Genomic DNA, 23,673 nt, shown 5'->3' with positions numbered 1-23,673 from the left:
TTTTAAACCGCCGTAAACTCGCATTTTAAGTTGGTTTGGGTATACTTGCGTGGCTAAAGTCTAAAATATCTAAAACATAGCGTTTTAGGATGTAATTTATAGTGGAAGTCGAATGGATCAATATATTGAATTTATCACCAATCACCCCATTTTAAGCCTTGCTTGGGTTGGTATTGTATTTCTTATTGTTAGTGGCTGGATAAAAAGTAAGTTTTCAGCTGTACGTCAAATAAATCCTCAGCAACTTACGTTACTTATTAACCGTGAAGATGGTCAAGTAATCGATATGCGTGCGCAAAAAGAGTTTAATAATGGGCGAATTTCTGGAGCTGAGCACTTAAGCCCAGAGAATGCGAAAAAATCTGACTTTTCAAGCCTTGAAAAGTACAAGACTAAACCCATTATAGTGGTATGTACTACAGGTATGACTGCCCAAAGTACTGCAACCACTATGAGCAAAGCAGGTTTTGAACGTGTCTATGTATTAGCTGGGGGCATGGGGGCGTGGCAATCTGCGAGCCTACCAACCACAACAGGTCGCTAATCATTTTAGCTAGACCGATAGAGGATTTATTATGAGTAATGTTGTTTTATATACTAAGGCGTATTGTCCATTTTGCCAGCGCGCTCTTTCGCTACTAAATAGCAAAGGTGTTGAGTACACTAATATTGATATTGGTGTTCAGCCTGAGTTACGCGATGAAATGATTGCAAAAGCGGGTGGGGCAAGCACAGTACCGCAAATTTTTATTAATGATGAACATATCGGTGGCTGCGACGACATGATGGCTATTGAAGCGCAAGGTAAACTTGACGCTAAGCTAAGCGCTTAATTTAATTATAATAACGAACAAGTTAGGAATAACAATGAACGAAGAAACTCAAGATGTAGCAGCTCAAGAAAGTGGCGCACAATTTACAATTCAACGTATTTACACTAAAGATGTATCTTTTGAAACACCAAATTCACCAGCTATTTTTCAAAAAGAATGGACGCCAGAAGTTAAGCTAGACTTAGATACTCGTTCTAATAAATTAGACGAAGGTGTATTTGAAGTTGTTTTAGCGCTAACTGTAACCGCTTCACTTGGCGAAGAAACTGCGTTTTTATGTGAAATTCAACAAGCAGGTATTTTTACTATTGCTGACGTTGAAGAGGTGCAACTTGCACACATGCTAGGTGCATTTTGTCCTAACGTGTTATTCCCATATGCGCGTGAAGCAGTATCAAACCTTGTTAACCGTGGTACTTTTCCACAGCTTAACCTTGCGCCAGTTAATTTTGACGCATTGTTTGCACAGTACATGCAACAACGTACTGCGCCAGCTGACCAGGTTACAGCAGACGCATAATTTATGAGTACAGCAACGACAGCTGTTACTGTATTAGGGGCGGGGTCTTATGGCACCGCCCTTGCTATTTGTTTAGCCCGAAATGGTCACAATGTGACGCTTTGGGGGCGCAATAGCGACGACGTTGCCACGCTTGCAGCTGAGCGGAAAAATCAACGTTACTTACCCGATGCTCCTTTCCCTGATACTCTTTTTCTTGAAGCCGATTTACAGCGTGCCGTTGCTAGTAGCGCTATTGTGCTTGTTGTTGTGCCAAGCCATGCATTTGGCGATACACTTGCGCAGATAAAGCCTGCATTGCAAGAAGGTGTAAAAGTTGCTTGGGCGACCAAAGGGCTTGAGCCAAACACGGGGCGCTTATTACAGGAAGTTGCTTTACAAGAGTTAGGTGATGGTATTCCATTGGCGGTACTTTCGGGTCCTACATTTGCAAAAGAGATGGCGATGGGATCACCGACTGCTATTTCTGTATCTTCCACGTCCCCTGAATTTGCTCAGCAGTTAGCTGATTTACTTCATTGTGGTCGCTCATTCCGTGTGTATAACAATGATGATTTTATTGGTATACAGCTAGGTGGTGCGGTTAAAAATGTTATTGCAATCGGTGCTGGTATCTCAGACGGGGTAGGTTTTGGCGCTAATGCACGTACTGCACTCATTACACGTGGTCTTGCAGAGTTATCGCGTTTAGGCTGCGCTCTTGGCGCAAAACCAGAAACCTTTATGGGTATGGCTGGTCTTGGTGATTTAATTTTAACCTGTACTGATAATCAATCACGTAATCGTCGATTTGGTTTAGCACTAGGTAAAGGCGAAAGTGTCGATGCTGCTATTGAGTCAATTGGTCAAGTAGTTGAAGGCTTTAGAAATACCAAAGAAGTGTATTTGCTTGCACAGCGTACTGGTGTCGAAATGCCAATTACTGAGCAAATCTATAAAGTTCTTTATGAAAATAAAGATATGAAAGAAGCTGCAATGGCCTTATTAGGCCGAGAGCAGCGTTCAGAATAAAAATAAGCCTTCCAGTTCAATTATGTACTGTAAGGCTTGTTATTTCAGGTTTTAAAAATACTTACCGACTTTTTCAGTTGCAGGGCCAGTGTTTTCATATCTTCTGAGTATGTTTGAACTTGTTCAATTTTCCCCATACTGTTTTGACCCGCAGAGACGACCTCATTAATATTTTTACTCAAGTCCTCAGCAACCGCGCTTTGTTCGGACACAGCACTAGAAATATGACTCGACATATGTGTAATTGATTCTATCACTTCAGATATATTTGAAATCAATTCGCTGGCTGTACTTGCCGCACTCATGCTTTCTTGGCTCATATTTTTACTTAAACTCATAACATTTACAGCTGATTGTGATCCCTGTTGTAGTTTATTTATTGTTTCATGGATCTCAGCCGTACTTGTCTGTGTTCTGCTCGCTAAAGATCTTACTTCATCAGCTACTACAGCAAATCCACGACCTTGTTCACCGGCTCTGGCAGCTTCAATCGCGGCATTTAATGCAAGTAAGTTCGTTTGCTCTGCTATTGCCTGAATAACATCTAGCATAGATACAATGCCCTGCACGCTATCTTCAAGGCTACTTATAACCGTTGATGCTTCATCGAGTTGAGCAGCTAATCTCTCTATTGAGTTAATTGAGCTTAAAAAAGCATCATGCACCTTTTTAGCATCTACATTTGCTGTTTCAGCAGAGCTTAGCGTCAACTTAGCATTACTTTCAATTTCTACTGCCGATGACGCCATTTGTGTAATTGCAGTGGCAATTTGATCTGTTTCCGACTGCTGCTCTGTCAAATAGCGAAAACCTTCACTACTAACATCAGAGATGCTACCAGCAACGTTAAACGAATCCTCAACGGAAAGCTTAACATCGTTAATCAGCTCGGCTATTTTATGTTCAAACTGATTAAATGAAGCCGCAAGTTTTCCTATTTCGTCATTACGGCGAACAATTATTTGTTGAGTTAAATCGCCATCTCCATTGGCAATAGTTGCCATTTTTTCAGCAACTTCAGATAAGGGTTGAGCAACTAATTTTTTAAAAATATAAACTAAAACGGCGCCTAAAATAGTCACTAGGAGTAAAACTTTAATGATTGAAAATATAGCCAACTCAAGCAGTGCCGCTTCAATGTGACTAAATTCGATATAAAGGTTAATTTTGCCAACTTTATTTTGCGTTCCGGCATCATCATAAAACAATTCATTTTGTACCATAGACGGTGTTTCAGCCCCGTCGGTTTCAACAAAAAGTTGTCCGTTAGTATCATATATAGTGATTTTTGATATATTTTGAGATGCAACTTCCGCATTGATTAACTTTTTAGCTAGTTCATCTTGAAAATTCCACATCGCATTGGGCAGTGATAGCCCAATGCGTTCTTTTGTCAGATTAATCTCATTATCAAGCTTTAGTTTTAATTGGCTACTTTGTGCAGTGTAATCATAAACACCAAAGCAAAGTAAAACAAAAACCATTGCGCTTAATGTAGTAATAACCAGTCTAAATAAAATTGAACGAGTCAAAATAGCCCCTTACTTAAGGTAGTTTGCCATAATGGTATTAACATCGATTTTTGCTAGTCCTTGATTATAAATTGTTTGCCATTTTTGTCCTTCTGCATCATTTCTAAAGGCAATGTATAGCTTTTTATCTTCTAATAACGTTGTATTCATGGCTACTTTACTTTTTATTCCTGCTAAAGACTTATCTGTAGCTAGTAAATACTTAAGCACATTGGCATCAATCACCGCAGCATCAATTCGTCCAGCAGCTACTTTTTTAATGTTTAGGACATCAGAAGGTGCTGCGTCGCCTTTAATTGTGCCAGAAGCTATCATGTCATCAAGCTCCTTAGTGTTGACATAATCTTGTACAACACCAATACGTTTACCCGAAAGGTCATTCACCGATGAAAAGGTTATTGGCTTAGCACTATTTTGCACAAGGCCGAGCGGACCAGTGCCAGTTGCATCAGAAAAAATAAAATCACTGGTTTCGTGCATATATTCTGGAAAGTATCCAACATATTTTGAATTTGCTTGTAAGGCCGAATTTACTGCACGAGACCAAGGATAGAAGTCAACGATAAGCTCATGCCCTTCAGCCTCAAATGCAGCTTTTGCAACGGCTACAGATGCGCCTTGTTGTTCTAATGATTTATCAGAGTAAGGTGGCCAAGCCAGTGATGTTAAATGCACTGTTTCAGCAGCGACGAAATTAGAAAAAGTAATAAAAATAAATAGTAATGTAATTTTCATGTATAAACCCTTAGAAATTAAATGTTTTTGAAACGGTTATTAGTAAAGTTGTATCGCCATATGTTTCTAAATTTGTACCTTCATAGCCTGCAGTCAAATTCAAATCACTCCATGTATAATTTGCGGTTATACCCAATGCATCTAGTTATCGTCGAAGCTTAAATAATCGGCACTTAAGCTAATTGAGAATGCATTACTAATTGGAATATTGTGCGTCCACCCTCTGTAGTAAAATCATCCCATGTGTACCAAAAATTAAGGTTAGTAGTGCAAAAATTGAATTTAGCATAAGTTTTGATGTAATCATAATGGGAACTGAGTTTATCACCCGAGTATGTCTATTGTGCAATATCAATACCTAGATTAATTAAATCGGTTAAGCTTGTGTAATAGCCAATATAAGCATCTGCTTCTATATCTGTCCCTTCTTGAGTTTGACTAACATAATTGAATAAGTAATCAGACGCTAAGGTAACGGTTGCAGAGTAGGCTAAAAGTAACGAATAATAAAAAAGTTTTCCCATAGAGTTTTAACTATAAGTAAATAACTGCATGAGAATGAGCTTAGTTCAATAATTATATTTATGAGAAACGTACAAGAAAAAAAATTAGCGAATATTAGGCGTGTTGAGCTTTCTTGACTTTGCAGCTGTATGTTTGGTTTTTAGGTAATGCAGAGCCTATGTGGTGTGGTTATTCCCCATAAATAGGCGATAACGGAGCATAAATGCCAAACATGTGCTGCCCTTTGGGTTTTTTAGAGGGACGATTAAATATTAATAGCTTCAGTTCGTAGGACGAATTGTTCTACTAATACTCATTAAAAATAGCATTGAACAACTCTTTATTGTTGGCCCAGCTTTGGGCTTAGGAAATAATAGATTGATGATTTAGCCAAGGGCTTTAATTTTTACTTATGATATGCCTTGGCTTAAATGTAATAAAGGATCTAAAGCACTATTGTGCGTTAGGAAAGCCTAATTGACGCCACGATTCATAAACAAATACAGCGACTGCATTTGATAGGTTCATGCTGCGGCTATTGGCTTGCATAGGAATGCGTACACGTTGCTCATTTGGCAGTGCTTGGATCATATCATCTGGAAGGCCACGAGTTTCAGGGCCAAATACAAGGCAATCACCCGCTTCGTAACTTGCTTGATGATGAAATTGGCTACCTTTGGTGGTGCATGCATATACTTTTTTAGGTTTACATTTTTCAAGGTAATCTTCAAATGAGGCATGACGCTGAACATGGCTAAACTCGTGATAATCAAGGCCAGCACGTTTTACACGTTTATCGTCCCACTCAAAGCCCAGCGGTTCAATTAAGTGCAGCGAATAACCTGTATTTGCGCACAAGCGAATAATATTACCTGTATTAGGCGGTATTTCAGGTTGGTATAAAACGATATCCAGCATAGTGAGCCTTTTCAATAATCTAAAGTTTAACGATGTGCAGTATACACGAAACCCTCAAAAAAAATGATATACTCAAGTTATTGAATACATCTATTTAGCGGATAAAAACGTGCATAACCGTAGTTACGAATTTTGGGTTAAAACTTCCAGTATTGTTACCATGGTCATGGTTAGTTTGATGATTGCTGCAAAAACGTGGGCATGGCTAGCATCGGGGTCTGCGTCAATGCTTGGCTCGTTAACCGACTCACTAATGGATATTACGGCCACGGCGATGAGCTTTTTGGTTTTAGGCTACGCGCTGCGCCCAGCTGATGACGACCATCGATTTGGTCATGGCAAAGCCGAAGCTATAGCGGGGCTTGGGCAAGCTGCATTTATTGCTGGCTCCGCTTGTTTACTCGCATTTCATGGTGTTGAGCGCTTGTTTAATCCCGTTGTTCTTAGTCATTCTCTTCTCGGTGTTTGGGTAAGTATTTTTGCCATTGCGTGTACTTTAGTTATCGTATTTGTACAAAATAAAGTGATTAAATATACAGACTCAATCGCAATTAAGGCCGATTCTGTGCATTACAAAGGCGACTTGATCTTAAATGCTGCAGTGTTACTCGCTATTTTATTAGCTTATTACGGGGTGTTGTATGCCGATCCACTCTTTGCAATTGGTGTGGCCGGCTACTTAATTTATAACAGTTGGGATATTGCCCGTGATAGTGCCGACCACTTAATGGATAAAGAACTACCAGATGATGAAAAACAAAGCATATTTGACATAGCCAAGGCGCATACTGATGTGCATGGTGTACATGGTATTCGTACTCGCCAAGGTGGAAAAATTAAGTTTATTCAAATGCATTTAGAGCTTGATGATAATTTAAGCTTAATTCGCGCACATAATGTAGCTGATGAAGTTGAAGCATTGATAACCAAAGAATTTGAGTCTCAGGTCGATATTTTAATCCACCTCGATCCATTGTCGGTAATTGTTAAGCCGTCACCGACTCACAAAACTGATACAAGCTTGTAAGCAGAGGTTTGCGTATTTCATCACGTTCAAAGAACAGTTCGTGCTTAGCGCCAGTAAAGCTTTCTAATACAGCGTTGTCGTGCCTGTTCGCCAATTTATAGTGTGCATTGTTGTCGACTATCTCGTCGTTTTGCGCGCTGGCAATGTACAGCGGAATGGATACGTTTAACGTATCCATCGACGATATAAATGCAAACGTAGCATTTAACCAGCCATAAGTAACACCACCAAGCTGTAGTAATGGTTCTTCATGATAGGTTTTTCTAAATAACTCGTAACGTTCAAGGCTACTGGTTAGTGTATTTAACGCAAATTCATCGGCAGTGTAATCGGTTTGTCCTAGCGCATAAGTGTTTTTAAAGCCAAGTTGTGTTGCTGTACTTGCAACGAATTTAGCTAAAGGTTTTGGTATGCCTCTAGTGTAAATGTCGAGCATAGGAGCTGAGAAAAATGCGCCACTAAAATTGTGTTCAAAATGTGCAAGATACTCAAACGCGACGGCTCCACCCATAGAATGGCTCACCAACACCTTACTCCCTTGCCAATGAGCATCTACAACCCGCTTATTAAATAAATTTAGATCAGCACTGTAATCTTTAAATTGGTTAACATGGCCTTTATGTTTATTTTTTAGCTGTCGGTAAGAGCGACCTTGCCCTTGGTGATCGGCGATAAACACCGCAAAGTTATTGTTATAAAGCTCCCACAACAACTCTTTATATTTATCTAATCCTTCAAGACGTCCTGCGCTGATAACAATCGCAGTGTGTGCATTATCGGGCAAAGCATAGGCATAAAATAGTTGCCCGCTAGGAGTCTCTAAATAAGCTTTAATGAGTGTTTTTGTATAAAAGTTATTAATCGTTAATTGATTACTTTGCAGGTCGCGCTCACTACTATAAAACATGGTTTACTCTTTAATTATCGGCAGGGTGATATTAGCACACAAGCCACCTTGATCTTTATTCGATAATACTAAACTACCGCCGTGTGCGGTAATCGCATTTTTTGCAATTGCTAAGCCTAAACCAGTACCACCACTTACACGATCCCTGGCATCTGATTGCCTAAAAAACGGCTCACAAAGTTTATTAAGTTGCTCATCTGGCACACCAGAGCCATCGTCACATATTTCTATATAAATTGCATCACAGTGCTTTAGTGTAACGCTAATGGTGCTATTTGCGTATTTAATGGCGTTACGCAGCAAATTTTCAAGAGCGCTGGCAATAAGCGCTTCATCGCAGTCAATGCTCACTTGTGCATCGCCACTTACTTGTAATTTTTTATTATTTTGTTTGGCCTCAAATTGTGCATCATTTAGCACATGGTCAACAATAATTTGAAGTGACTGGGTTTGTAATGAAAGCGCTTGGCTTTTTGCTTCTAAGCGAGAGACTTGCAGCACATCAGCAATCATTTTATCTAACTGATTAGCTTCTTTTTCTATACGTAATAAATACGACTGACTAGCTTCGTTTGCTTGCATTTGAGCAAGGCCCGTTGCCATTTTTAAGCGCGTTAATGGCGAGCGCAACTCATGGGATATATCGGCAAGTAAGCGTTTTTGAGAGCTAATAAGTAGCTCCAATTGATTTGCCATGCTGTTGAAGTCACGACCAAGTATGCCAAGTTCGTCTTTTCTGTTTATTGAAATAGCAGCTCGCGCACTTAAATCGCCATTGGAGAGTTTAATCGCGGCTTTCTTTAAGCTGTTAATTGGCGCAATTAAATTGCGACTAAATAAGAAGCTTAAAATCAGAGAAGCAAAAATAGCAATAAACACTTTCATCCAAATAGGCATTAATTTTAAACGAATAAAAAACGGCTGTTGCTGATTAATATCTATTTCGTATAAATAAAAGTCACCTTCAGGCAGGGTTATTTTTATCGGTCCAAAAGCTTGGTATTTTTCGGTAAAAATAACTTGTGGAGCCATATTTTTAGTGAAATTAAGTAAGCTTAAATCTACATCACTCGGCACTTGTTTGCTCGTCAATGAATCCTCAAGTTGATCTGAGTTTAAATATAATAATTTGCGTTTGGATAGGCGAGGATGAGAGAGCGTTTCACTAAGCGAACGCCTGTGTTTAATAACCGAGCGCTCGAGGTTTTTGGCTGTGTAAAGCAGGTTTTTCTTCATAGGCCCATGCAAAGGCTCATTACTTACCGCATTGATTGCAGTAATGTTACTTAAAAAAATGAGTGCAGTAACCGTGCCTATTATTGTTAACCAAAACCATATAAATATTTTAAAAAATAAATAATGTCTAGGGTTTTTAACACAAGTCAATAAAGCAGACTTACTCGCCTTGAATGAATACATAGCCTGTGCCTCGCATTGTTTTAATTCGCTCTGTAGGGATGTACTCAGCTATTTTTTTACGTATATTACTAACGTGCATGTCTATAGAGCGATCGAATGACGCCAAGCGGCGACCCAACACTTCTTCGCTAATCAGCTCTTTACTCACCACGTCACCAGCATTTTTGCAGAGCAACGCTAATATTTCATATTCGGTGCCTGTAAGGCACAACACATGCTCGTTTATAGAGGCTTCTCTGGCAGCATAATTAACGATTACACCATTGATTAGTACTTTGTTACTGGCTGTCATATTTAAACTATTTATATGCTCAATACGGCGCGTAATTGCTTTAACACGGGCGAGTAATTCACGGTGGTTGAAAGGTTTTGGAATATAATCATCGGCGCCTAGCTCTAAGCCAAAAATGCGATCGAAGTCTTCGCCTTTTGCAGTGAGCATAATCACCGGCGTCAATTTGCTTTGTCTTAACTGTTTAAGTACTTCAAAGCCATCGAGAGTCGGTAGCATTACATCAAGCAATATGAGTGCGTAGTCGTTCGCCTGAGCTAGCTTTAAGCCTTGCTCGCCATCGTGTACGCTTTGTATTTCAAAGCCCTGCGCCTTTAAATACTCGCTTAACAGCTCACAAAGGCCCGTATCGTCATCAATCATTAATAGTTTCATTTGCAAACCCTTAGAGTTACTTATGGCGTAATTTTACGCGCAAAATTATCTGAAAGTGAATCTTTACACAACCTTTACACTGCTTTGCGTTACTTTGCATTGCAAGATGTATAGTTAACTCAGCTGATTAAGCAGTGACAACTAACCGAACTAAACCATAAGTTAAACCCATCGTTAAGGTATGATTATGACTAAATTAAATACACTTTCTAAATTAGTACTTGTTTGTGGTCTTGCAACTGCCACTCTAGGTGCAGGTAGCGTAATCGCTAAAAGTGACGGACACAAGCAAGGCCATTCTCAAGCGCATTTTTTACTTTCCGAACGTGGTGCTAATAAGCTTGATTTAACCGATGAACAACAAACCCAATTAAAAGCAATTTTTGAAGCTCAAAAAGCCCAAATGCAAACGCTAAGAGGCACTGATAAAGAAGCCCGAAAAGCGCAGCATGAGGCTAACAGAGCAAAAAAAGAAGCATTACTTGCTTCTGCTAGCTTTGACGAAAATGCAGCAAAAGAATTATTAGCGCAACGCCATCAAAAAGGCGAAGAGGTTGGACTCATTAAATTAAAAACTCAGCATCAGGTATGGCAAGTTTTAAATGCAGAGCAACGCGAGAAATTTGAAAAAATGCAAAAGCGTATGAGTAAAAAGCACCGTAAACAAAAAAGTTAATTTTACTTTTTTGTAAATACTAGGGCGTGTTGACCTTTGTAGATTGAAATTTGTTCAATCTAGGGGCGATTTAATCGCGGCGCGAGGTTTGTAACCTAGTGGGCTAAGTAAAAACCGAGCAACAAAGAGTTAATCGTCCCTAGAAAGAACCCAAAGGGCAGCGCATGTTTGGCATTTACACTACGTTATCGCCTATTTATGGGGAATAACCACACGACATAGGCTCTGTCTTGCCTAAATACCAAACATTCTGCTGCAAAATTAATCACGAAAGGTCAGCACGCCCCAAAAAACCAGCGTAATGCTGGTTTTTTTTTTAGGGCATTATGGAGATAAATTATTTAAAAAAATCATCTTCATTTTTAGCCATCATGGCTTCAATATCTTCAATCATGTCTTGGCTAAATTCATCTGCGGAGGTGATTGGCGCAGAAATTTTATTATTTTCAAACGACCACTCACCGAGATCAATAAGCTGGCAGCGCTTTGAGCAAAACGGGCGAAATGGACTTTGCTCTGACCATTCAACTTTAGTTTTACAGGTTGGGCAGTTTACAACAGTAGGCATAAATTACTCTCTACAAATTTTTGGTGCATATTACATTACTTAACCAGAGTTCAGGTTACTTAGATATGAGTCTCTAAGTATTCTAAATTATATCTTCAGAGCTTTATAATTATTACGGTGAGTCTTTAAAAATTAGTCACACGGTTAATTTCAGCAAGTGAGGTCATACCATCAGCGGCTTTACGAATACCAGATATACGCAAATTATTAAACCCAGCTTTAAGTGATACATCTGCTATTTCTAATGAGTTGCCGCCGCGCATAATAATTTGGGCAATTTCGGGAGTGATTTGCATAACTTCGTAAATACCCACACGACCTTTATAGCCATCAGTGCAGCTATCACACCCTTTTGGTGCATAAAGTGTCATTTCACTTATTTGTTGTGGGCTAAAGCCTTGGCGAGTGAGTTCTTCGCTTGGTAGTATTTCAGGCGTTTTACATTTAGGGCATAAACGACGTGCTAGGCGTTGGGCTATAATTAAGCTGATCGAGCTTGCTACGTTATAAGCTGGCACACCCATATTTAATAAACGGGTGATTGTTTCCGGTGCTGAATTAGTATGTAGGGTTGATAATACTAAGTGGCCGGTTTGTGCTGCTTTAATAGATATTTCGGCGGTTTCTAAATCACGTATTTCACCCACCATTACCACGTCTGGATCTTGACGTAAAAAGGCGCGTAATGCATTGGCAAAGGTCATATCCGCTTTAATATTAATTTGTACTTGGTTAATACCTTCAAGGTTAATTTCAACCGGATCTTCTGCGGTGCTAATGTTGCGCTCTGGTTTATTTAGTATGTTTAAACCAGTGTAAAGTGATACCGTTTTACCAGAACCGGTTGGCCCTGTTACTAAAATCATACCTTGAGGCTGAGCAAGTGCATCCATATATAATTTTTTTTGTTCTGGTTCGTAACCTAATACATCAATGCCTAGCATAGCGCTTGAAGAATCAAGGATACGCATTACTATTTTTTCGCCCCACAGCGTTGGCATCGAACTGACACGAAAGTCGATACTTTTCCGTTCAGTTATTTTTAGTTTTATACGGCCATCTTGTGGTTTACGTTTTTCAGCAATATCGAGGCGTGCCATTACTTTTATACGCGCAGAAAGTTTAGTTGCAAGAGTATTGGGCGGACTTGCTACTTCGTGCAAAATGCCATCAATACGAAAACGGATGCGGTATTTGTGTTCATAGGGTTCAAAGTGTAGATCAGACGCGCCTTTTTTAATTGCATCCATCAAAATTTTATTGATGTAAACAATGATCGGCGCATCTTCTTTTTCATCATCTTTTGGTGCGGAGTCTTTTACACCTTCGGTGTCTAAGTCTGCAAATTCTTTAAATTCATCATCACTTAAATTTAAACTTCCCGCTGCATCGAGTAATTGCTCAATTTTATTATTGAGCTGAATATAATCAACAACAACAATCTCACACGACAAACCAGTGCTAAATTCAAAATTTTCAAATGCGCCATAGTCGGTTGGATCAGAGGCTGCGATGTAAACTTTTCTATCTTTTTTTACCAGCGGTAAAATATGATGCTTGCGAATAAGTTTTTCTTTTACCAGCTCTGCAGGAATTTTAGCAGGATCAAAATCTTTTAGATCGAAGTAGGGTACGCGAAATAAATCGATGCATTGTGCAGCTAAATCTTTACTGTCGATTTTGCCACATTTAGAAATAAGCTCAGCTGTTGAGGTAAATTCTTGTTGTTTTTCTTTGACCATATCTGCATCGATACGACCAAGGGTAATAAACTTTCTCAATAACGGTGAGTTAATATTCATTGCGCACCTGTTTAAATCTTTCAATGTTAACAATTTATCAGAAAAAAGAAGGGGATTACATCACTCTTCACAATCTAGGCTAATTTTATAAGCTGAAACAGTAATATATGACCGTTTAAGTTGTGTTTTTTGACACTAATTTTAAGTAATGATCATGAAGTAACAAAAGATCTAACTTTACGAGTGCTAAATCGCGGTCGTTATTTAAAATGTCGTCCGCTTTTTGCTGTTTATTTTCACGAGACATTTGCGTGGCAATAATACTATTTACTTGATCAAGACTCACGCCGTCGCGTTTAACGGTTCGCTCTACTTGTATGTTTTTAGGTACATCTATGAGGAGAGTACGATTGCACTGTTTATCAAGGCCATTTTCAAATAACAATGGTGCAACTAAAACGACATAAGCACTACTGGCCGCATTTAAATCGGCGAGTATTTTATTACGGATCAGAGGGTGAAGTAAGTTATTTAGCCACTCTTTATCTGTATGGTTAGTAAAAATACGGGTGCGCAAGGCACTTCTGTTTAACGTACCATCGCTTAGTAATATCTCTTCACCAAAGTGAGCAATTATTGCATTTAAACCTGTGCTGTTGGGCTCTACCACTTGGCGAGCGACTATATCGGCATCAATAATTGTTATCCCAAGCTCCTCAAACATATTACTGATAGCTGTTTTACCGCAGCCAATACCACCGGTTAAACCTAATACCCAATTTGGGCTTTTGGTATTTTTTTCACCTGTTTGCTTATTCATTTTAGTAACCAACTAAATTTAAATACATAGTTTGCAGTTGGTTGCCCCAAAGCATAGTGATCCAACCTGCGATTGCCAAGTAAGGGCCAAAAGGAATAGGGGTGGCTTTGTCTTTTCCTTGAATACTTAATAATGTAATACCAATAATGGCACCGACTACGCTTGAGAGTAATATAATCGTGAGCAGTGATTGCCAACCAAGTAGGGCACCAAACACGGCAAGTAATTTAAAATCGCCGTAGCCCATACCTTCTTTGCCGGTAAGTAACTTAAATAACCAAAATACACTCCATAAGCTTAAATAACCGCAGGCCGCACCAATAATGGCATCGCTGGGTGATATGGTATAGCCCATTACAGATGCTATTAAGGCAAGCCACACAAGCGGTAATGTAAGCTGGTCGGGTAAGAGCATGTGATCAATATCAATGAATGTTAATGCAACTAATGCCCACGTAATTAAAATATAGAGTAATGCTTGTTCATTAGCACCCACAGTATATGCAACAATTAAGCTCAATAGCGCGGTAATGGCTTCAACAAGTGGGTAGCGTGCGGCTATCGTATTTTGACAACTTGCGCATTTTCCTTTTAATGCGAGCCAACTAATAATTGGGATGTTTTGCCAAGGTTTAATGGCGCTTTTACAATGCGGGCAGGTTGAGTTGGGTTTTACTAAATTAAATGGCGTGGTATTTAAAGGCACGCTATTTTTAAGGTCATCCTCTAATAAAATACGGCATTCACTTTGCCATTCTTTTTGCATCATTAACGGTAGCCGGTAAATGACCACATTTAAAAAGCTACCTACACATAAACTAACTAAGCCAATGGCGGTTAAGTAAAACCACAATTGGCTTTGCATTACTTCTATAATACTTTGCATATAAAAAAACCAAATAATTAAATAACAGAACCAAGTTGGAAAATAGGGAGGTACATAGCAACAATTAAACCACCGACCAGCACACCGAGTACAGCCATAATTAATGGTTCTAATAAGCTAGATAAGCCATCAACTGCATCATCTACTTCTTGCTCATAAATAGTGGCTACTTTGGCCAGCATATCATCAAGTGCGCCAGACTCTTCACCAATAGCAACCATTTGGATTACCATATCGGGGAATATTTTTGAATTGCGCATAGCCCAGTTCATCTGGTTACCAGAGGCAACCTCTGCTTTTATATCTAAAATAGCATAGCGATATACCGCATTACCTGAGGCACCCGCCGCAGAATCAAGAGCCTCAATTAACGGCACACCAGCTGCAAACGTGGTAGAAAGTGTACGCGCGTAACGCGCAACGGCTGCTTTATTTAAAATCATGCCTATTACTGGTAGCTTTAATATAACCCTATCGTTGGCATCACGCAGTTTTAAGCTTTTAAGTTTGGCTTCTTTAAAAATCCACCCAGCGGCAACCATTATTATTAGTATAATCCACCAGTATTCCTGCATAAATTCAGAAATAGCAATCACAAATAAAGTAAATGGAGGCAACTCAGCGCCAAAACCAGCAAAAATGTCCTGAAATTGCGGCACTACAAATATGAGCAAAATAGAAGTAACAATCCCTGCAATAGCTAATACAGACATAGGGTAAAACATGGCTTTTTTAATTTTTGATTTAAGCGCTTCAGATTTTTCTTTATAAATTGCAACACGATCAAATATTTTATCAAGGGCACCCGATTGCTCGCCCGACTCAACTAAATCACAGTATAAGTCATCAAAATAACGTGGGTATTTTCTAAGTGCAGTAGACAGAGGTTGGCCGGCTTTTACGTCACCTGCAATCGCTTCCATTAGCTTGCCAACGCTTTTATTAGTTGCGCCTGAACCAATCATTTCTATCGATTGTATAAGGGGGACGCCTGCCATGAGCATAGTAGCAATTTGTCGGGTCACTAATGCGATGTCTTTTGGCGTTATTTTTTGCGTGTGTACGCCGAATAAAGGTTTTGGTTTACGTTTAACTTTTGATGGGGTGACCCCTTGCTTGCGAAGCTGTGCTTTAACAAGTGCTATACTTGTACCTGTAAGCTCTCCTTCAAGGCGTTTACCTCGAGCGCTAACACCAACCCATTTAAAAGTATCGAGCCCCTTATTTTCTTGTTTTTTCGCCATAATCAGGCTTCCAAATGACAATTTAGGTTTGGGAAAAGTAATTGTATTAATAAAATGGTAAAAACGCTCAAAAATGAGCGTTTTTATGTTCTACCAAGCTATAACTTATGGCGTAGTTGTAGTAGCAGCTTGAGGGCAGCTTTTTGGTGCAAGAGATGCGTCACCAGTTATACCCGCAGTTGCACATTCCCACAGACCTGTAGCATCAGTTCGAGTCCAAGTAATAGTTGCGCCAATAACTTGTGAAGGTGCTTTAACAATAGTACAGACGATAGTTGTTCCAGTTGCTGTGATATTACAATTTTGAGTTGATGTGTCTTTAATGCTTTTAAGATCACTAATTCCTGTGATTGCTTCACCATTATTTCTTTTTATTTCAAATTCTGTTTTAGCACCTGTAATTTCAGCTAAACCAGCAGTTAATTTCGAAGTTGCTTGGTAGTCAGAGTATGCAGGCAGTGCAATAGCAGCCAAAATGCCGATGATTGCTACTACAATCATTAATTCTATTAGGGTGAAACCCTGTTGTTTTTGAGTCATTGTTTTCATGTTTCCTCTCCTAAAGGATAGATTTTTGTATGTTCAATCATGTAAGTGGCAAGCCGCTTAACTTAATTGATTTATTTACCGTTTTATTTAAAGTAAATTTTACTGCATTTTTAGCTTAGGTTTAAACACAAAAGCTAAATACGAATTCATTATATACAAGCTATTAAACGATTAACTAAACACTCATTCCTTTATATGCTAGTAATACCAAACTGCATAAATCTTTGATCAATTTAACGAATTAAATTGCACTATAACGTCGTTAAAAATCTTTTATTTAGAACAACTAGATACAAAATTTTTGCCTAGTTCTAGCGTAATTTTCTTAACGTTAAATAGACCCCATATATAAGCAGATTGGTATAACAACTAACAGCTCAGAGTATAGACATAAAATAAACAGTTTAGTGACTTTCGTTTTTACAACGTTAATAACAAGCTGTTTTACTTTGTGCACCTCTGTTACTTAGTATTGCTTTTAAAGTATAAGTAATACACAGGTGTAATTCTATCACTGTTTTTTACTATTTAGCATTGTTGTAAAGCTAAAAAAGGATACTTTATTTAACAAATTGTTACAAAGTAATCCTTTTGGGTTATTAAATGCTTTTTTTCATATTCTGTCAATGAATTAGCGAGGTTTAAGTTTTATTTTTGTATTATTTTCAGTCGAAACGCATAGACAAATCGATTGATTGTAAATTTTTTGTTAGTGCTCCGCTTGATATAAAATCAACACCCGCTTGTGAGTAGGTTTTAAGCGTTTGTAGAGTCATATTGCCTGAAACTTCAAGCTTTGCGCGTTTATTAGTTAAAACAACGGCTTGCTTAATTTGTTCAACACTAAAGTTATCCAGCATTATAATATCAGCGCCAGCATTAATGGCTTGATCTAGCTCATTAAGTGATTCAACTTCTACTTCAATTGGTTTATTTGGGTGATTTAATTTTGCTTGAGTAACGGCTTTGTCAATTGTGCCACAGGCTGCGATGTGGTTTTCTTTAATTAAGAATGCATCAAATAAGCCAATGCGATGATTTGCTCCGCCGCCACATTTTACTGCGTATTTTTGTAATGTACGCAGGCCCGGTATGGTTTTACGGGTATCGAGTAATTGTGTTGTGGTGCCACTTAACTCTTTTACGTAATGGGCCGTTGTTGTGGCTGTGCCAGATAATGTTTGTACAAAGTTAAGCGCGGTACGCTCGGCGGTTAATATTGAGCGGGCTGAACCGGAGGCCGTAAATAAAGTGCTATTAGCTTTCACGGTATCACCATCATTTATAAGCACAGTTACGTTAACTGTTGGATCTACTTGTTTAAATACTTCAAGGATAATGTCTTTACCGCAAAATATGCAGTCTTCACGTGTTATTACTTTAGCGCTTGCTTGCTCGTTTTGTGGGATCAGTTGCGCGGTAATATCACCCTCTTGCGCAGTTTGATAATTTAAATCTTCGTCGAGAGCCAAAGTGACTAGTTGAGTGATGAGAGTGTGCGAAATAGACATAGTAAAGCTCATAAGCGTTAATAAATTAAGCAAATTTTACTATGTTTGTCGATGAAAGAGAAGCGCTTAGCTTTTAATGCTCGACTACAAACAAGATCAGTTTAGAGATGGTTTTTCCTTATTTAACCTGAATTCTGGTTAAGAGATTTACTAACGTAGTTAGCGCTGAGAATAGCAGTTTGAGATAGATTTATTAGTTAGAGTTCAGGTTATTGAGCATTGATACCAAAAAACTTAGCATTGGACGTTACTCGCTATCATTTTTTTTATAAATCCTTTAGCATCAGTGCTATATATTTTTGGTATTAATACAATAAACGTGTCATGAAAATAGATTTAAATGGTGTGATGAGTAACACGCTCCAGCGTAGTTGTACGCATTTTGATGAGCGCCTAGATAATACCGATATTTCATTGTTGGTTATCCATAATATATCGCTACCCGCAGGGCAGTTTGGTACGCCTTTTGTGGATGATTTATTTATGGGATCACTTAACTGTAATGCTCATAACAGCTTTGCTGATTTAGAGGGAGTTAGGGTATCAGCACATTGTTTTATTAAGCGTACTGGCGAAATTTTACAATATGTACCTTTTTCTAAGCGAGCGTGGCATGCTGGTTTATCTGAATTTGCAGGGCAAACAGCGTGTAATAATTTTAGTATTGGCATTGAGCTAGAAGGCACGGATACCACGGCTTATACTTTAGCGCAGTACAAAGTGTTAACGAGTGTGGTGCAATCTATAATGCAACGTTATCCTAAAATAACACCTTCACGTATTGTGGGGCACTGCGATATAGCACCGGGCCGCAAAACCGACCCTGGCGATAGCTTTGATTGGCGATTGTTTTTTAATATGCTTGAGCAATCAAGCTAAGAGAGTAACTACAATGATTTTGGTTTCTATAATAATTGCATTAATACTTGAGCGTTTAGGGGCTCGCTCAAGTTATTGGCAGATAAGTTATTACGCGAATGGTTATTTAAAACGCTCGACTAAATTACTCGCAGCGAAAGGTTTATTTGCCTCAGGTATTGGATTTTTAATTTGGCTTGGGCTTCCTGTTATTGCGATGGCGTTTATTTATTGCTTATCTGACTTTGTGTTGTGGCACTTGGGTATTAATGTTGCCGTACTTTTAGTGTGTTTTGGTTGTGCAAAACAACGTGCGTTATATAAATCATACTTAAATGCTTTAACGCGAGATGATGGCACAGCAGCATCGTTATATGCGTTGCAAATTGGGCAAAAGCGTACTGAAGATCAAGATAACGGCGAAACCTTTGGACAAACATTAGCGTGGGTTAATTTTAGATTTTACTGCGCGGTTATTTTTTGGTTTGTTATTTTAGGTGCGCCAGGCGCTGTTTTGTATGCGTTAGTACGTACTTTTGCAGATCTTGTCAGAGAAGATCATAAGGTAATTTTTGCCAAACACTTTAAGTTAGTACATAAATTGTTATTTTGGCTTGATTGGTTACCAGCGCGTATAACGAGTTTTGGTTATTTGGTGATAGGAAACTTTAATAAGGGTACAAGTTGTTGGCTGCGTTATGCGCTTGATTTTTCCAGCCCTAATCGCAAGGTCGTCACTTGCACAGCATTAGCCGCTGAACAAGTAGAAAAACGCTATTACGGCTGTACCTACGAAGCCACTTGTATGATTAAGCTTGTTAAGCGCAATGTATTATTTTATTTAGTCCTTATAGCGTTGCTTACATTATTTGGTGGGCTGTCTTAAGTTAATACCTTCTTAATAAAGCACCTTATGCAATGTGAGGTGCTTTATCTTTTTATAATTTTCAAACACAATAAAATAGAGTGAAAACTCTAAATTCATCTGGTCAGACCAATTGCTTTTCATCTTGTTAACGTTCTCTTTTTGTATCAAATTGTGTATTGTTTGACCTTCGTTCAAAATGCGTTACGCTACTGCTATTACTCAAATGTTGTGTAAATTGACAGCTATTAGGCTTTTTGATACCTTATTGTCAAATTTTGGTATGACCAATTTACCTTCTGGGTAAGTCATACCTCTTAAAGCCTTATTTTATGGGCTCTTGGTATTAATACAACGCGGACGTTGATTCATGTCTTTAAAGATTAAAGCAGCAAAATTATCTGATGTTATTTTACAGCAACTAGAGAACATGATTCTTGAAGGCTCATTAGCACCAGGTGAAAAGTTGCCACCAGAGCGTGAACTAGCAAAGCAGTTTGAAGTGTCTCGCCCATCGCTGCGTGAGGCGATTCAAAAATTAGAAGCAAAAGGTTTAGTGACGCGTCGCCAAGGTGGTGGCACGTTTGTAAAAAATCAGCTAGAAGAAGGCCTTACTGATCCATTGTTTGATTTGATTAGTAAGCATCCTGAATCGCAGTTCGATTTACTTGAATTTCGTCATGCATTAGAAGGGATTGCAGCTTATTACGCAGCACTGCGCGGGACCAGCACCGATTTTAGCAAAGTAAAACAAAGCTTTGATGAAATTGCCCTAGTTAATGATGATTTACAGCAAAAAGCAAAAGCGATTAATGAATTTCACTTTAGCGTGGCAGAAGCTTCGCATAACGTGGTGTTATTGCATTTAGTTAGAGGTATGAAAGCGCTGCTTGAGCAAAACGTATTGCAAAATTTAACTGTTTTATTGAAAAAGTCAGATATTAGCAGTCAGTTAGCCCAGCACAGGCGTTTATTAATGGATGCCGTTATTGACGGTAATCCAGAACAAGCCCGTTTAGCAAGTAATGCGCACTTAGCATTTATTGAAGAAGCATTGCTTGAAGCAGGCAAAGAACATTCGCGAATTGAACGTAGTTTAAGACGCACCAAACAAAATTAAGTTAATACGCGACTACTTTGAACACACTAAATCAAGTAGTAGTGAGATTAAATTAACAATATTCGTATTTTACACATAAGGAAACCTCCATATGTCTGAAGTCAATAAAATTGACGTAGACGCGCTAGAAACACAAGAGTGGTTACAAGCTCTTGAATCAGTTGTGCGCGAAGAAGGTGTTGAACGAGCTCAGTTTTTACTTGAGCAAGTATTAGAGCAAGCCCGTTTAGACGGCGTTGATATGCCAACGGGTATTACCACGAACTACGTTAATACTATTCCTGTAGATCAAGAGCCTGCTTACCCAGGTGATGTAAATCTTGAACGTCGTATTCGTTCAATTATACGTTGGAACGCGATTATGATCGTTCTACGTGCATCTAAAAAAGATCTCGACTTAGGCGGCCATATGGCGTCTTACCAATCATCTGCTGCATTTTATGAAGTGTGTTTTAACCACTTCTTTAAAGCACCAAATGACGTAGACGGTGGTGACTTAGTTTATTATCAAGGTCATATTTCTCCAGGTATTTACGCGCGTGCATTTGTTGAAGGGCGTTTATCGGCGGCACAACTAGATAACTTCCGCCAAGAAGTAGATGGCGAAGGCTTATCATCGTACCCACACCCTAAGTTAATGCCTGAATTTTGGCAGTTTCCTACGGTATCAATGGGCTTAGGTCCTATTTCGTCTATTTACCAAGCACGCTTCTTAAAATACCTAGATGGTCGTGGCTTAAAAGACACTAAAAACCAACGTGTATACGCGTTTTTAGGTGATGGCGAAATGGATGAGCCAGAATCACGCGGTGCCATTTCTTTTGCTGCACGTGAAAAGCTAGATAACCTTTGTTACTTAATTAACTGTAACTTACAGCGTTTAGACGGCCCAGTTATGGGTAATGGTAAAATTATTCAAGAGCTAGAAGGCTTGTTTAAAGGCGCTGGCTGGAACGTAATTAAACTAGTGTGGGGCAGCGGTTGGGATATTCTTCTAGCTAAAGACACAACCGGTAAATTACTACAGTTAATGAACGAAACGGTGGATGGCGATTACCAAACTTATAAAGCTAAAAATGGCGCGTATGTACGTGAGCATTTCTTTGGTCGCTACCCAGAAACAGCTGCACTTGTGGCTGACATGACAGATGACGAAATTTTTGCGCTTAAGCGTGGTGGTCATGAACCGTCAAAATTATTTGCTGCATTTAAAAAAGCAGAAGACACGAAAGGTCGTCCCACTGTAATTCTTGCTAAAACTGTAAAAGGTTACGGCATGGGTGAAGCGGCTGAAGGTAAAAACATTGCGCACCAAGTGAAAAAAATGGACATGTCGCATGTTGCACATTTACGTTCACGCCTTGGTCTTGATGATTTAGTTTCTGAAGAGCAACTGGCAGAGCTGCCTTACTTAGAGCTTGAAGAAAGTTCGCCTGAGCATAAATACCTACATGCTCGTCGTGATGCACTTAAAGGTTATACGCCTAAACGTATTCCACGCTTTAGTGAAAAACTGACATTGCCAGAAGTAGACGCGTTTAAACCGCTACTTGAAGAGCAAAAACGTGATATCTCTACTACTATGGGCTTTGTTCGTGCACTTAATATCTTATTAAAAGATAAAGGCATTGGTAAAAACATCGTACCAATTATTGCCGATGAAGCGCGTACATTTGGTATGGAAGGTTTATTCCGTCAAATCGGTATTTACAACCCACATGGCCAAAACTACACGCCACAGGATCGCGATATTGTTTCTTACTATAAAGAAGCGACTTCTGGTCAAGTATTGCAAGAAGGTATTAATGAGTTAGGTGCAATGTCGTCATGGGTTGCTGCTGCAACGTCATACAGCACTAACGATTTACCAATGATCCCATTCTACATTTACTACTCTATGTTTGGTTTCCAACGTGTTGGCGACATGGCATGGATGGCGGGCGATCAACAAGCACGTGGTTTCTTATTAGGTGCTACTGCGGGTCGTACCACGTTAAATGGCGAAGGCTTGCAACACGAAGATGGTCACAGTCATATTCTTGCTAATACGGTTCCTAACTGTATTTCATACGATCCAACTTACGCGTTTGAAGTAGCGGTTATTGTACAAGACGGTATTCGTCGTATGTACGGTGATGACCAAGAAAATATTTACTACTACCTAACGCTTATGAACGAAAACTACCATCAGCCAGCTATGCCAGAAGGCGCTGAAGAAGGTATTCGTAAAGGTATTTACAAGCTTGAAAGTTACGCCGGTAAAAAAGCCAACGTACAGCTATTAAGCTCAGGTACTATTATGACTGAAGTACGTAAAGCCGCTACGATTCTAAGCGAAGAGTATGGCATTGCGTCTGACGTGTTCTCTGTAACGTCGTTCAACGAGTTAACACGTGATGGGCAAGATGTTGAACGTTTCAACATGCTTAATCCTGAAAGTGAGCAAAAAACAGCGTACATCACAAGCGTATTAAACGACTCTGTGACTGTTGCAGCAACGGATTATATGAAAAACTACGCAGAGCAAGCGCGTTCATTTATTCCAAGCAGCAACTACAAAGTGTTGGGTACTGATGGTTACGGCCGCTCTGATAGCCGTGAAAACCTACGTCGTCACTTTGAAGTTAACGCAAGCTACGTTGTTGTTGCTACGTTATCTGAACTTGCTAAACGCGGTGAAGTTGAGAAGTCAGTAGTTGTTGATGCGCTTAAAAAGTTCAACATCGACACTAACAAACTTAACCCACTGTACGCATAAGAG

Annotated in this window: 24 protein-coding genes; 10 read left to right on the top strand and 14 right to left on the bottom strand. The window is 39.1% G+C overall.

The window, feature by feature from the left end; translation table 11 throughout:
• Positions 1-112: 112 nt before the first annotated feature.
• Genes PALI_RS03280 through gpsA form a run of 4 tightly spaced genes read left to right on the top strand, consistent with a single transcriptional unit; the run spans position 113 to position 2,364 of the window.
• Positions 113-544 carry a rhodanese-like domain-containing protein gene (locus tag PALI_RS03280; protein ID WP_193154907.1) on the top strand — a complete coding sequence of 144 codons (432 nt, stop codon included), beginning with the start codon at positions 113-115 and terminating at the stop codon, positions 542-544.
• A gap of 31 nt (positions 545-575) precedes the next feature.
• Positions 576-833, top strand: coding sequence for a glutaredoxin 3 (grxC, locus tag PALI_RS03275; RefSeq protein ID WP_077536886.1), 258 nt, complete (start codon positions 576-578; stop codon positions 831-833).
• Positions 834-867: 34 nt separating this feature from the next.
• A complete protein-coding gene (gene secB / locus PALI_RS03270) occupies positions 868-1,353 on the top strand; it encodes a protein-export chaperone SecB (RefSeq protein ID WP_077536887.1) in 486 nt (161 codons plus the stop codon).
• Positions 1,354-1,356: 3 nt separating this feature from the next.
• Positions 1,357-2,364 (top strand): NAD(P)H-dependent glycerol-3-phosphate dehydrogenase, encoded by a 1,008-nt coding sequence (gpsA, locus tag PALI_RS03265; RefSeq protein WP_077536888.1) that lies wholly within the window; start codon positions 1,357-1,359, stop codon positions 2,362-2,364.
• A 44-nt stretch (positions 2,365-2,408) separates the two neighbouring features.
• Here the strand turns inward: gpsA and PALI_RS03260 are convergent, their stop codons facing one another.
• The 4 genes from PALI_RS03260 to trmL form a co-directional block, all read right to left on the bottom strand.
• Positions 2,409-3,896, bottom strand: a complete 1,488-nt coding sequence (locus PALI_RS03260) for a methyl-accepting chemotaxis protein (protein WP_193154906.1) — start codon at positions 3,894-3,896, stop codon at positions 2,409-2,411.
• A 9-nt stretch (positions 3,897-3,905) separates the two neighbouring features.
• On the bottom strand, positions 3,906-4,631 hold the full coding sequence (locus tag PALI_RS03255) for a substrate-binding periplasmic protein (RefSeq protein ID WP_193154905.1): 726 nt from the start codon (positions 4,629-4,631) through the stop codon (positions 3,906-3,908).
• Between the two features lie 338 nt (positions 4,632-4,969).
• Positions 4,970-5,155, bottom strand: coding sequence for a hypothetical protein (locus PALI_RS20015; RefSeq protein ID WP_226894482.1), 186 nt, complete (start codon positions 5,153-5,155; stop codon positions 4,970-4,972).
• Between the two features lie 433 nt (positions 5,156-5,588).
• Positions 5,589-6,053, bottom strand: a complete 465-nt coding sequence (gene trmL, locus PALI_RS03245) for a tRNA (uridine(34)/cytosine(34)/5-carboxymethylaminomethyluridine(34)-2'-O)-methyltransferase TrmL (RefSeq protein WP_077536891.1) — start codon at positions 6,051-6,053, stop codon at positions 5,589-5,591.
• Positions 6,054-6,213: 160 nt separating this feature from the next.
• On the opposite strand from trmL, the gene PALI_RS03240 reads away from it, so the two are divergent.
• Positions 6,214-7,080 carry a cation diffusion facilitator family transporter gene (locus tag PALI_RS03240; RefSeq protein WP_182701015.1) on the top strand — a complete coding sequence of 289 codons (867 nt, stop codon included), beginning with the start codon at positions 6,214-6,216 and terminating at the stop codon, positions 7,078-7,080.
• On the opposite strand, the gene PALI_RS03235 is transcribed toward PALI_RS03240, so the two are convergent.
• Genes PALI_RS03235 through PALI_RS03225 form a run of 3 tightly spaced genes read right to left on the bottom strand, consistent with a single transcriptional unit; the run spans position 7,040 to position 10,073 of the window.
• Positions 7,040-7,987 carry an alpha/beta fold hydrolase gene (locus PALI_RS03235; protein WP_193154904.1) on the bottom strand — a complete coding sequence of 316 codons (948 nt, stop codon included), beginning with the start codon at positions 7,985-7,987 and terminating at the stop codon, positions 7,040-7,042. The genes PALI_RS03240 and PALI_RS03235 overlap by 41 nt on opposite strands.
• Positions 7,988-7,990: 3 nt before the next feature.
• Positions 7,991-9,406, bottom strand: a complete 1,416-nt coding sequence (locus PALI_RS03230; protein ID WP_193154903.1) for an ATP-binding protein — start codon at positions 9,404-9,406, stop codon at positions 7,991-7,993.
• Complete coding sequence (locus tag PALI_RS03225) at positions 9,384-10,073, bottom strand: response regulator (protein ID WP_193154902.1); 690 nt, start codon at positions 10,071-10,073, stop codon at positions 9,384-9,386. Before PALI_RS03225 ends, PALI_RS03230 begins: the two co-directional genes overlap by 23 nt.
• Before the next feature lie 187 nt (positions 10,074-10,260).
• Between PALI_RS03225 and PALI_RS03220 the strand changes: the two genes are divergently transcribed.
• A complete protein-coding gene (locus PALI_RS03220; RefSeq protein ID WP_077536895.1) occupies positions 10,261-10,749 on the top strand; it encodes a Spy/CpxP family protein refolding chaperone in 489 nt (162 codons plus the stop codon).
• Positions 10,750-11,086: 337 nt separating this feature from the next.
• Here the strand turns inward: PALI_RS03220 and yacG are convergent, their stop codons facing one another.
• The 7 genes from yacG to nadC all read right to left on the bottom strand — a co-directional run bounded on the left by yacG (position 11,087) and on the right by nadC (position 18,069).
• Positions 11,087-11,317, bottom strand: a complete 231-nt coding sequence (gene yacG, locus PALI_RS03215; protein ID WP_077536896.1) for a DNA gyrase inhibitor YacG — start codon at positions 11,315-11,317, stop codon at positions 11,087-11,089.
• Positions 11,318-11,442: 125 nt separating this feature from the next.
• A complete protein-coding gene (gene pilB, locus PALI_RS03210) occupies positions 11,443-13,119 on the bottom strand; it encodes a type IV-A pilus assembly ATPase PilB (RefSeq protein WP_077536897.1) in 1,677 nt (558 codons plus the stop codon).
• A 115-nt stretch (positions 13,120-13,234) separates the two neighbouring features.
• Positions 13,235-13,879, bottom strand: a complete 645-nt coding sequence (coaE, locus tag PALI_RS03205) for a dephospho-CoA kinase (protein WP_138584918.1) — start codon at positions 13,877-13,879, stop codon at positions 13,235-13,237.
• A 1-nt stretch (position 13,880) separates the two neighbouring features.
• Positions 13,881-14,765 (bottom strand): prepilin peptidase, encoded by an 885-nt coding sequence (locus PALI_RS03200; protein ID WP_193154901.1) that lies wholly within the window; start codon positions 14,763-14,765, stop codon positions 13,881-13,883.
• 17 nt (positions 14,766-14,782) lie between these two features.
• Positions 14,783-16,009, bottom strand: coding sequence for a type II secretion system F family protein (locus PALI_RS03195; RefSeq protein WP_077536900.1), 1,227 nt, complete (start codon positions 16,007-16,009; stop codon positions 14,783-14,785).
• 105 nt (positions 16,010-16,114) lie between these two features.
• A complete protein-coding gene (locus PALI_RS03190; RefSeq protein ID WP_193154900.1) occupies positions 16,115-16,558 on the bottom strand; it encodes a pilin in 444 nt (147 codons plus the stop codon).
• A gap of 665 nt (positions 16,559-17,223) precedes the next feature.
• A complete protein-coding gene (gene nadC / locus PALI_RS03185) occupies positions 17,224-18,069 on the bottom strand; it encodes a carboxylating nicotinate-nucleotide diphosphorylase (protein WP_193154899.1) in 846 nt (281 codons plus the stop codon).
• A gap of 324 nt (positions 18,070-18,393) precedes the next feature.
• Here nadC and ampD point away from each other — a divergent pair, with 324 nt between their 5' ends.
• From ampD to aceE, 4 genes are all read left to right on the top strand, one after another.
• On the top strand, positions 18,394-18,948 hold the full coding sequence (gene ampD / locus PALI_RS03180; RefSeq protein WP_193154898.1) for a 1,6-anhydro-N-acetylmuramyl-L-alanine amidase AmpD: 555 nt from the start codon (positions 18,394-18,396) through the stop codon (positions 18,946-18,948).
• Between the two features lie 13 nt (positions 18,949-18,961).
• Positions 18,962-19,813 carry a beta-lactamase regulator AmpE gene (gene ampE, locus PALI_RS03175; protein ID WP_138586618.1) on the top strand — a complete coding sequence of 284 codons (852 nt, stop codon included), beginning with the start codon at positions 18,962-18,964 and terminating at the stop codon, positions 19,811-19,813.
• Positions 19,814-20,162: 349 nt separating this feature from the next.
• Entirely contained in the window at positions 20,163-20,912 is a 750-nt protein-coding gene (gene pdhR, locus PALI_RS03170) for a pyruvate dehydrogenase complex transcriptional repressor PdhR (RefSeq protein WP_077536905.1), read from the top strand.
• Positions 20,913-21,003: 91 nt separating this feature from the next.
• Positions 21,004-23,670 (top strand): pyruvate dehydrogenase (acetyl-transferring), homodimeric type, encoded by a 2,667-nt coding sequence (gene aceE / locus PALI_RS03165; RefSeq protein WP_193154897.1) that lies wholly within the window; start codon positions 21,004-21,006, stop codon positions 23,668-23,670.
• Positions 23,671-23,673: the final 3 nt, after the last annotated feature.

The sequence above is a fragment of the Pseudoalteromonas aliena SW19 genome, from assembly GCF_014905615.1.
GTDB classification, from domain to species: domain Bacteria; phylum Pseudomonadota; class Gammaproteobacteria; order Enterobacterales; family Alteromonadaceae; genus Pseudoalteromonas; species Pseudoalteromonas aliena.
The sequence above is the reverse complement of the archived record's forward strand: the minus strand, read 5'-3'. Positions and strand labels throughout refer to the sequence as shown.

Coding starts and splice junctions, on each gene's coding strand:
- PALI_RS03280 (WP_193154907.1), top strand. CDS start 113: ATGGATCAATATATTGAATTTATCACCAATCACCCCATTTTAAGCCTT.
- grxC (WP_077536886.1), top strand. CDS start 576: ATGAGTAATGTTGTTTTATATACTAAGGCGTATTGTCCATTTTGCCAG.
- secB (WP_077536887.1), top strand. CDS start 868: ATGAACGAAGAAACTCAAGATGTAGCAGCTCAAGAAAGTGGCGCACAA.
- gpsA (WP_077536888.1), top strand. CDS start 1,357: ATGAGTACAGCAACGACAGCTGTTACTGTATTAGGGGCGGGGTCTTAT.
- PALI_RS03255 (WP_193154905.1), bottom strand. CDS start 4,631: ATGAAAATTACATTACTATTTATTTTTATTACTTTTTCTAATTTCGTC.
- PALI_RS20015 (WP_226894482.1), bottom strand. CDS start 5,155: ATGGGAAAACTTTTTTATTATTCGTTACTTTTAGCCTACTCTGCAACC.
- trmL (WP_077536891.1), bottom strand. CDS start 6,053: ATGCTGGATATCGTTTTATACCAACCTGAAATACCGCCTAATACAGGT.
- PALI_RS03240 (WP_182701015.1), top strand. CDS start 6,214: ATGGTCATGGTTAGTTTGATGATTGCTGCAAAAACGTGGGCATGGCTA.
- PALI_RS03235 (WP_193154904.1), bottom strand. CDS start 7,987: ATGTTTTATAGTAGTGAGCGCGACCTGCAAAGTAATCAATTAACGATT.
- PALI_RS03230 (WP_193154903.1), bottom strand. CDS start 9,406: ATGTATTCATTCAAGGCGAGTAAGTCTGCTTTATTGACTTGTGTTAAA.
- PALI_RS03225 (WP_193154902.1), bottom strand. CDS start 10,073: ATGAAACTATTAATGATTGATGACGATACGGGCCTTTGTGAGCTGTTA.
- PALI_RS03220 (WP_077536895.1), top strand. CDS start 10,261: ATGACTAAATTAAATACACTTTCTAAATTAGTACTTGTTTGTGGTCTT.
- yacG (WP_077536896.1), bottom strand. CDS start 11,317: ATGCCTACTGTTGTAAACTGCCCAACCTGTAAAACTAAAGTTGAATGG.
- pilB (WP_077536897.1), bottom strand. CDS start 13,119: ATGAATATTAACTCACCGTTATTGAGAAAGTTTATTACCCTTGGTCGT.
- coaE (WP_138584918.1), bottom strand. CDS start 13,879: ATGAATAAGCAAACAGGTGAAAAAAATACCAAAAGCCCAAATTGGGTA.
- PALI_RS03200 (WP_193154901.1), bottom strand. CDS start 14,765: ATGCAAAGTATTATAGAAGTAATGCAAAGCCAATTGTGGTTTTACTTA.
- PALI_RS03195 (WP_077536900.1), bottom strand. CDS start 16,009: ATGGCGAAAAAACAAGAAAATAAGGGGCTCGATACTTTTAAATGGGTT.
- PALI_RS03190 (WP_193154900.1), bottom strand. CDS start 16,558: ATGAAAACAATGACTCAAAAACAACAGGGTTTCACCCTAATAGAATTA.
- nadC (WP_193154899.1), bottom strand. CDS start 18,069: ATGTCTATTTCGCACACTCTCATCACTCAACTAGTCACTTTGGCTCTC.
- ampD (WP_193154898.1), top strand. CDS start 18,394: ATGAAAATAGATTTAAATGGTGTGATGAGTAACACGCTCCAGCGTAGT.
- ampE (WP_138586618.1), top strand. CDS start 18,962: ATGATTTTGGTTTCTATAATAATTGCATTAATACTTGAGCGTTTAGGG.
- pdhR (WP_077536905.1), top strand. CDS start 20,163: ATGTCTTTAAAGATTAAAGCAGCAAAATTATCTGATGTTATTTTACAG.
- aceE (WP_193154897.1), top strand. CDS start 21,004: ATGTCTGAAGTCAATAAAATTGACGTAGACGCGCTAGAAACACAAGAG.